The sequence below is a fragment of the Streptomyces sp. NPDC088707 genome (genome assembly GCF_044752725.1).
Taxonomy (GTDB): Bacteria; Actinomycetota; Actinomycetes; order Streptomycetales; family Streptomycetaceae; genus Streptomyces.
On record NZ_JBIVLV010000011.1, the window covers coordinates 360,143 to 367,021 of the forward strand.

Sequence of the window (6,879 nt, forward strand, 5' to 3'; positions counted from 1 at the left end):
TCACCTCTTTCTGTACGGAGCGGTCTGCGGGGAGGGGGGAAGCGGCCGGTGTCACCAGTCGGCGCTGCGCCGGGAGGGGGGACGAGGCCTGTCTCACCACTCGGCGCTGCGCCAGCGGATCGTCATCAGCGCCTCCGGGGTCGAGGCGTCGGGCCGGAACGACAGCTCCGTGCGGCCCGGTTCGAGGAGGAACAGCTCCTCGGGGCTGGAGTCGGCCATCGCGGTGTGGCGGCGGGAGGCCGTGTTGTTGAGCATCACCGTGCCGTTGGCGGTGTCGACGACGAGCTCGTCGCCGGCGGCCAGGTCGATCGCGTACCGCAGCCGGCGCGTGCTGACCCGCTCGGTGACGGTCGGCATGGAGCAGGGGCCGCGGAAGACGATCACCGGGTGGGTGGCGGCGGAGCCGGTGTTCTCGGCGACGGCGTCGCCGGTGGACTTGGCCTGGCCCCAGTTCAGCGGCCACGTGAGTCCGTTCGGCAGCCAGACCAGGCCGGTCTCCGGCTGCGGAGGGGTGGTGGAGGAGGACTGCTCGTTGACGGCGTAGCGGCGCGGGTCGGCGGCCAGCCACTGGATCGACATCTTCGAGCTGCCCTGGGTGGCGAAGCCCTGGTCCGCGGGGACCACGCGCTGGGCGATCCGGGCGCGTACGGCGAGGAGTTCGCCGTGCAGCCGGACGGTGAGCCAGCGCTCCTCGTCGAGCAGGGCGAGCGCCTGGCGCAGTGCGCGGACGGCCTCCCCGGTCCGGCTCCACTCCGGCACCAGCACGATCGTGCCGGCGATCTTGCGCGGCTTGGCGTAGCGGGAGCCTGGCCAGGCGCCGTGCGAGGTGGGCCGGTCGGCGTCGGAGGAGTCGTACTCGGGCAGGTCCTCCCAGCCCTGGAGTCCGGACCGGTCGACGTTGAACGGCGTGCCGGGGCCGATGAGAAGCCCGGCCCACTGGATCTGCCCGTCCTGGGTGATCAGTGAGCCGGGCGCGTGGTCGGCGGTGAGACTGCTTCCGGCGTATGTGGTTGTGGTCTCGGCCATGGGGCCGTCACCTCACTTCTGAGGGGCTGTCGGGTGAGAAGGCTGAGCAGGGGCTTCAGCGGTGGGCGCCGACGAGGAAGAGCAGGTCCTCGGCGGTCGACCGGGGGCCGGCGCCGGGCTCCTCGTGGAACTCCGCGATGCGGTGGGGCTGCCGGGGAGTCTCGGTGAGGGCCGGGACGCGCCGGTGCTCCAGCACGGTGAGCGGGTCGATGCGCGGCGCGCTGTCGGCGCCGGGGAAGACGACACCGCCCTCGGCGAGCATCGGGATCTTGTCGATGTCGACGCCGAACTTCTTGCCGAGGATGTTCACGCTCAGCTTGTTGAGCCCGTCGATGATCCAGTTGGCGAAGGCGATGAGGCCGTTGATCGGGCCCTTGACGACGCCGAGCACGGCGCTCAGCGCGCCCTTGACCAGGTCGCCCATGCCCCGCAGCGCCCTGGCCACGGCGTCCTTCGCGTGCCGGAAGAAGCCGGGGATCTTGTCGGTGATGAAGGAGAGCACCGGCTTGACGGCGTTCTTGATCCCGCCGGTCGTGCGCGAGGCGATGCCGCGCAGGGCGTTGGAGGCGGAGGTGACCGCGGTGCGGACCCTGCTGATGCCGCTGATGGCGGAGCCCACGATCTTCAGGGCGCTCGTGAACAGGGTCAGATACGCCTTGGCGTACGTTCCGACGGCCTGCCCGATGAGCTTGACGACCGGCTGCAGGAACGTCCAGACCGACTGGAAGCCCTTCAGCGCGGCCTGGAACACCTGCCGCATGATCTTCTGGCCGGTCTCGGACTGCATCGCGTACTCGATGAGCCAGGCGGCGACGGGTACGAGGATGCCGGCGAGGAAGCCGAGCGGGTTGGCCCGCATGGCGAGGTTGATGCCGGTCATGGCGACGGAGGCGACGGTCATGACGGTGCCGTAGGTGTCCATCAGCCTGGTGACGACGTCGGCGACGGGCAGCAGCGGGAGGAGGAGGGCGAGGACGCCGCCGACCGCGGGGCCGAGCCTCCCGGCGGCCGTTCTCGCCCTGCCCGCCGCGGTGCCGATCTTCCGCACGCCGGTGGCGGCCCTGGACCGCTGGATCCGGCGGACGGAGTCCGAGGCGCCGGACGCACCGGTGCCGAGTCCGCGTACGGAGGTGCCGGCGGTGCGCAGACCGGCGGCGAACCTGTCCATGCCGCCGGCCGTGCGCAGGGCGTCGTCCCTGAGCCGCTTCAGTCCGTCGCCCGCCTGACCGAGACCGCGCTTGAGGGCGCTCATCGCCGGCAGGGCACCGCCGGAGAACGGGTTCGGGAAGGCCGCGACGGCACTCATCCGCGTGCCTTCGCCAGGTACATCAGTGCGTCCGCCGTGGACTGCGGGTCACTGGTGCGGGCCGCGTGGTAGTGCTCGATGTGCAGCCCGGCACCGCCGCCGTTGCCTCCCTGCAGTTGCGCGCTCATGCGGGCGCGCCGGGCGGTGAGGGCGAGCAGCCGGTCCAGCTTGGACAGCGGCAGGACGGCCTCGGCCTCGCCGGCCTCGGCGAGGATCGCCGGCACACCGCCGCTGCGGGGCATGACGACACCGCCGGTGGCGAGCATGGGGATGGTCGGGATGTTGACGCCGAAGGTCTTGCCGCCGACGACCGGCACCCAGCCGGGGACGCTGACCTTGACGCCGTTGACGGCCCTGATCATCCGGTTGATCAGGCCGATGACGGCGTTGATCGGGCCGGACACGCCGCTCTTGATGCCCTCGAACGCCCGGGACGCGATGTCCTTGAGGCCGTTCCAGATGGAGGACATCTTGTCCTTGACGGCGCTGAAGGCGTTCGGGATGGCGCTCTTGATCCAGTTCACCACCGGGGTGATGACGGCCTTGATGCCGTTCCATACGGTGCCGATGACCGTCTTGATCGCCTTCATGACCGTGGTGATGACCGTCTTCCAGATCGTCACGTAGGTCTTGATGACGGTGGCGACGGCCTTGACGACGGTGGAGATCGCCGTCTTGATGCCGTTCCAGACCGTCTTGATCAGCTGTCCGGCCTTCTTCATGATCGGGCCGATGGCCTTCATGACCGCGCTGATCACGGTCTTCACGGCGTCGAAGGCCTTCTTCAGGACCTTCTGCATCGTCTTCGACTGCATCGCCATGGCGACGATCTTCTCGATGAGAGGCATGAAGAGTTCGATCAGGCGGGCGAGGAGATTGCCCTTCATGGACTTGTTGAGCTTGTCCTGGCCCTTGGCGGCCTTGCCGGCGCCGGACTCGTACTTGCCCATCTTCGTGCCGGCCGACTCCGCGGTCCTGCCGGCCTTGGTCATCGACTTCTCGGCCTGGTCCGAGGCGGTCTTGAGGTTCTTGAGCTGGGTGCTGGAGCCCTGGGCGCCGGTCTTGAGGTTCTTGAGCTGACCGTTCGCCGAGTTGCCCGCGTCGCCGACCTTCTTGACGGCGGTCGCGGCGCCGGTGGCCTGCGTCTTGAGGTTCCGCAGGGAGTCGGACGACTTCTTCATGGAGCTGGTGAAAGCCATGAGTTACCTCCTTTCGGGGTGGGTGGGGCTCAGGCCATGGCCTGAGCGGCCTCCTGGGCCTTGACCTTGAGGGTGTTGAACGCGGAGGCCACCTCGCCGCCGGCGCGCGCGAGCCGTTCGGCGGCCCTGGCGGCCGACTCCAGACCACGGGCCTTCGGGAGCTTCTTCGGATCGAAGTGCCGCTGCGCACTGGCGAGCTTCCCGGTCGCCTTGGCCATCGCCTGGATCTGCGTGGGGTTGGCGTCGACCATGGCCGCGTTGAGCTTTTCGAGCTTCTTCGGGTCCGGGACCTTCTTGGGGTCGTAGTCCTTCACGGCCTTGACGAGCGCTTCGATCGCCTTGGCGACCGCCTCGATCCTGGTGGGATCGGCCTCCTTGACGGCCGTGTTGATCCTCCCGACGGCGTCCGCGGCCTTGACCATCGCGGAGGCCTTCGGCAGGCCCTTGACGTTCGTCCTGAACGGGCCGGCCTGGGTGTTGAACTCCTTCAGGTGGGGGTTGAGCCCCTCCAGCTGGGCGCGCAGGGCGTCGAAGTTCGCGTTCTGCGGGATCGAGGCCAGTCCGCCGCCGGCGGCCTCCTCCCGGGTCTCGACGGCGTTGCGGTTCTGGAGGCGGATGCCGCGGCCGGTGTCGGAGGTGGCCAGGACCCGGCCGTCGGGGTTGCCCATCAGCCGGGCGGGCAGCTGCTGGATGTCGCGCTGGATCTTGATGACCCAGGCGGTGAGGATGAGGCCGATCGCGGGGATCATGAGGCCCGCGACGGCCGAGGCGAGGTACCAGCCCCACTTGTTGTCCGGGTTCTCCCGGTTCTCGTAGAACTTCTCGAGGGCGGCGCCGAACCCGTCGAGCCCCATGGCTTCGAGGAGCTCGGACTTCTTCGCCTTGGTGAGCTCGTCGTACATCGACTTGAAGCGTTCGGTCCACTGCTCCGGCAGCTGCTTCTGGAGGTACTGCTCCGTGACCAGCGGGCTGGCGTCCGACTTCGTCAGGTAGGTCTTGAGGGCGGTGATCTCGGTGGAGAGATCGTCGGGTGTTTTCGTCATGATTGCTCCGCTTCCGGCCGTGACGGCCAAGCGCCGAAAAGCCCCCGCCGGTTCCGGCGGGGGCTGTTCGAGTGGGGGCGGCGGGCGGCGGCTAGGCGTCCTCGCCCCGGCGGGAGTCGCACCGCACCGTGGCGAGCGCGTCGTTCCAGCCGGCCGCGTACGCGCGGGTCTCGCAGCGGGAGACCTCGGCGTACAGCGTGCCGAGCAACGCTCTCTTGTCGAGGGCGGCGGGTCCGTCGAGGAGCTGGCGGAGGCGGTCCTGGAGAGGGATCTGCGGTCGCGATGCCTCGGCCTGCTGGGTCATGGACGCCTGCCTTCCGGTTGCTTGCCCGTGCGTGCGTGGCGGCGCCGCGGAGTGAGGAGCGGGGGCACCACGTGTTCGAACTAGTGTGCGAACCGAGTGTGGAACATTCGTTCGGTGTTTGTCGAGCGGGAAACGTCTGACGGAGTGTCTTGTCGTCAAGTTCCCGAACGGGTTGGCGGCTGAAGGTGCTTCTGTTCGACCGGGTAACCTGGAAGACGCTCTCCGGACCGGACCACGTCGGGGCGCGAGGGGGGCGCGAGGGGCGCGCGGGGACCCCAGGGGGCTGGAAGGCAGTACTGACGCATGGAAACGGAGCCGGGTGCCAACCGGCGCGAGCGAGTCGTCGACTGGCTCGCGTCCCATCCTGATCTGCCCCATCTCTTCGCGCGCCTCTCCGAGCTCGTCCTGGTCCACGGATACGCCACCGAGGACCTCGTCGTGCTCCCCCGGGCCGAGGTCGACCGCCGGGAGACGGCCGCGTTCACCGCGGGCTGGGCCGAGGCCGTGTCGGACGAACTCCCGCGCATACGACGGGAGTACGAGAGGCGCGTCGCCGACGCCTACACCCAGGGCCAGGGCGACGCGCGGGGCATCCGCCGGCCCGAGCGGCGGATCGACAGCGGACAGGACGGCGCCCGGGTCATCGCACTGCCCTTCGCCCGGCTCCTCGAACCGCCCGCCGCCGTGGTCGAGGCCGAGGAGCGCGTCCGCAGGGAACGCGAACTGTTCGAACAGCGGCCCGAGCCGGAACCCGAGCACGCCTCGGGCCCCGAACCGGGCGCGGACCCCGACGTCCTCGTGACCGCCCAGGAGAGCCGCACCCGCCGGAGCGCCCAGCCGGTACGGAAGGTCGTACGCGGCAAGGGCGGGCGCCCGATCGTGCCGCCGCTCGCCGGGGTCCCCGTACAGAACGGTCCGAACGCCGACCGGCGCGAGCACGACGCCGGCGACGCCGACACGCGTCCCGGCAGAGGGCGCAGGGGTTCGCTGTCCGAGCGGGCCAAGGCCCTGGAGAAGGACCTCTCCGCCGAGCGAGCACGGGAAGCGCCCCCGGAGTCCGCTCCCTGACGGGAACGGACTCCGGGGGCCGCAGGGTCACCCGAAGAACCGGGCGAGGGCGTGGGGAGACACTGCCGCGCTCTCCTCGGCACGCGTGCTCCGCCCGTGCTCGTCGGTGCCCGTGCCGTCCGCCCCGTCGTGGTCGTCGTCCCGGTCCTCGTCCTGGTCAGGGTCGGACGGACGGGGGACGGGCGTCGGCGGATCGGGCTGGTCGCCGTCCTCGTCGCTGTTGACGCGCATGAACATCCAGTTGGAGACGGCCAGATGGTCCACCGTGGCCGCCAGCAGGTGGTCGGTGACCGACCACTCGGCGGCCTCGCCGTGGAGCTCCCGCTGGATGGCGCTGTCCCGCGGCAGGTGCTTGACCATGACCATCAGACGACGGCTGGACAGCTCGCCCCGGTGCCAGTCGAGGAGATCGGCGGAGTAGTGGCGGAGCAGGTCCGCCTCAAGGGCCTCGGCGTGTTCGTCGACGAACTCGACGAGGCTCAGTCTTCCCCCAGGCCGAGCCCGGTCTCCTTGCCGTAGGCCTCGAGGATCGCGGCGATGTCCTGCATCGTGATGTCGTGCTGCTCGAAGCGCGTGAACTGTTCCTCACCCATCAGGAGCGCGAGCAGACCGTCCACGTCGTTGTCGTCGAGCTTGCGCAGCGCCTTGGCCGTCGCACGGCTCAGTTCGGTCGGAAGGGTGTAGCTCTCGCCGTCCAGCTCGAAGGACCAGGCGCGGCCGTGGGCCTCCTGTCGCTGTGCGCGGGCGGCGTTGACGTCGAAACGGGCCATGGTGATGCGTACTCCTTGTGTCGAGTGAAGGACGGTCGAGAGGGAGGAGCGGGGCGGGGCGGCGGGGGGCCCGCCCCCCCCCGGGGGGGGGGGGGTAAGACCGCCCCGCCCGAAAGGGCCGACAAAAAGATGAAGGTTGGCACCCGCATTGCCTCGCCGGTTG

The 6,879-nt window shown here is 70.0% G+C and carries 8 protein-coding genes; 1 reads left to right on the forward strand and 7 read right to left on the reverse strand.

Features of this window, described 5'->3' with window-relative positions; translation table 11 throughout:
* Window positions 1–93: 93 nt before the first annotated feature.
* From ACIP84_RS30785 to ACIP84_RS30805, 5 genes are all read right to left on the reverse strand, one after another.
* Window positions 94–1,026: a phage distal tail protein gene (locus tag ACIP84_RS30785; protein ID WP_355967060.1), complete on the reverse strand. Its 933-nt coding sequence runs from the start codon at window positions 1,024–1,026 to the stop codon at window positions 94–96.
* A 55-nt stretch (window positions 1,027–1,081) separates the two neighbouring features.
* Window positions 1,082–2,332, reverse strand: a complete 1,251-nt coding sequence (locus ACIP84_RS30790; RefSeq protein ID WP_401802218.1) for a tape-measure protein — start codon at window positions 2,330–2,332, stop codon at window positions 1,082–1,084.
* On the reverse strand, window positions 2,329–3,531 hold the full coding sequence (locus ACIP84_RS30795; protein WP_355967065.1) for a phage tail protein: 1,203 nt from the start codon (window positions 3,529–3,531) through the stop codon (window positions 2,329–2,331). The genes ACIP84_RS30790 and ACIP84_RS30795 overlap by 4 nt, the downstream gene beginning before the upstream one ends.
* Window positions 3,532–3,560: 29 nt before the next feature.
* Entirely contained in the window at window positions 3,561–4,574 is a 1,014-nt protein-coding gene (locus ACIP84_RS30800; protein ID WP_401802221.1) for a hypothetical protein, read from the reverse strand.
* 91 nt (window positions 4,575–4,665) lie between these two features.
* Window positions 4,666–4,878 carry a hypothetical protein gene (locus tag ACIP84_RS30805; RefSeq protein WP_355967069.1) on the reverse strand — a complete coding sequence of 71 codons (213 nt, stop codon included), beginning with the start codon at window positions 4,876–4,878 and terminating at the stop codon, window positions 4,666–4,668.
* A gap of 303 nt (window positions 4,879–5,181) precedes the next feature.
* On the opposite strand from ACIP84_RS30805, the gene ACIP84_RS30810 reads away from it, so the two are divergent.
* The gene (locus tag ACIP84_RS30810; protein ID WP_401802223.1) at window positions 5,182–5,946 is read left to right on the forward strand and encodes a hypothetical protein; all 765 of its coding nucleotides are present in this window, start codon (window positions 5,182–5,184) and stop codon (window positions 5,944–5,946) included.
* 27 nt (window positions 5,947–5,973) lie between these two features.
* Here ACIP84_RS30810 and ACIP84_RS30815 read toward each other — a convergent pair whose 3' ends face one another.
* Window positions 5,974–6,306, reverse strand: a complete 333-nt coding sequence (locus ACIP84_RS30815; RefSeq protein WP_401802225.1) for a hypothetical protein — start codon at window positions 6,304–6,306, stop codon at window positions 5,974–5,976.
* Window positions 6,307–6,425: 119 nt separating this feature from the next.
* Window positions 6,426–6,716, reverse strand: a complete 291-nt coding sequence (locus ACIP84_RS30820; RefSeq protein ID WP_355967075.1) for a hypothetical protein — start codon at window positions 6,714–6,716, stop codon at window positions 6,426–6,428.
* Window positions 6,717–6,879 lie beyond the last annotated feature (163 nt).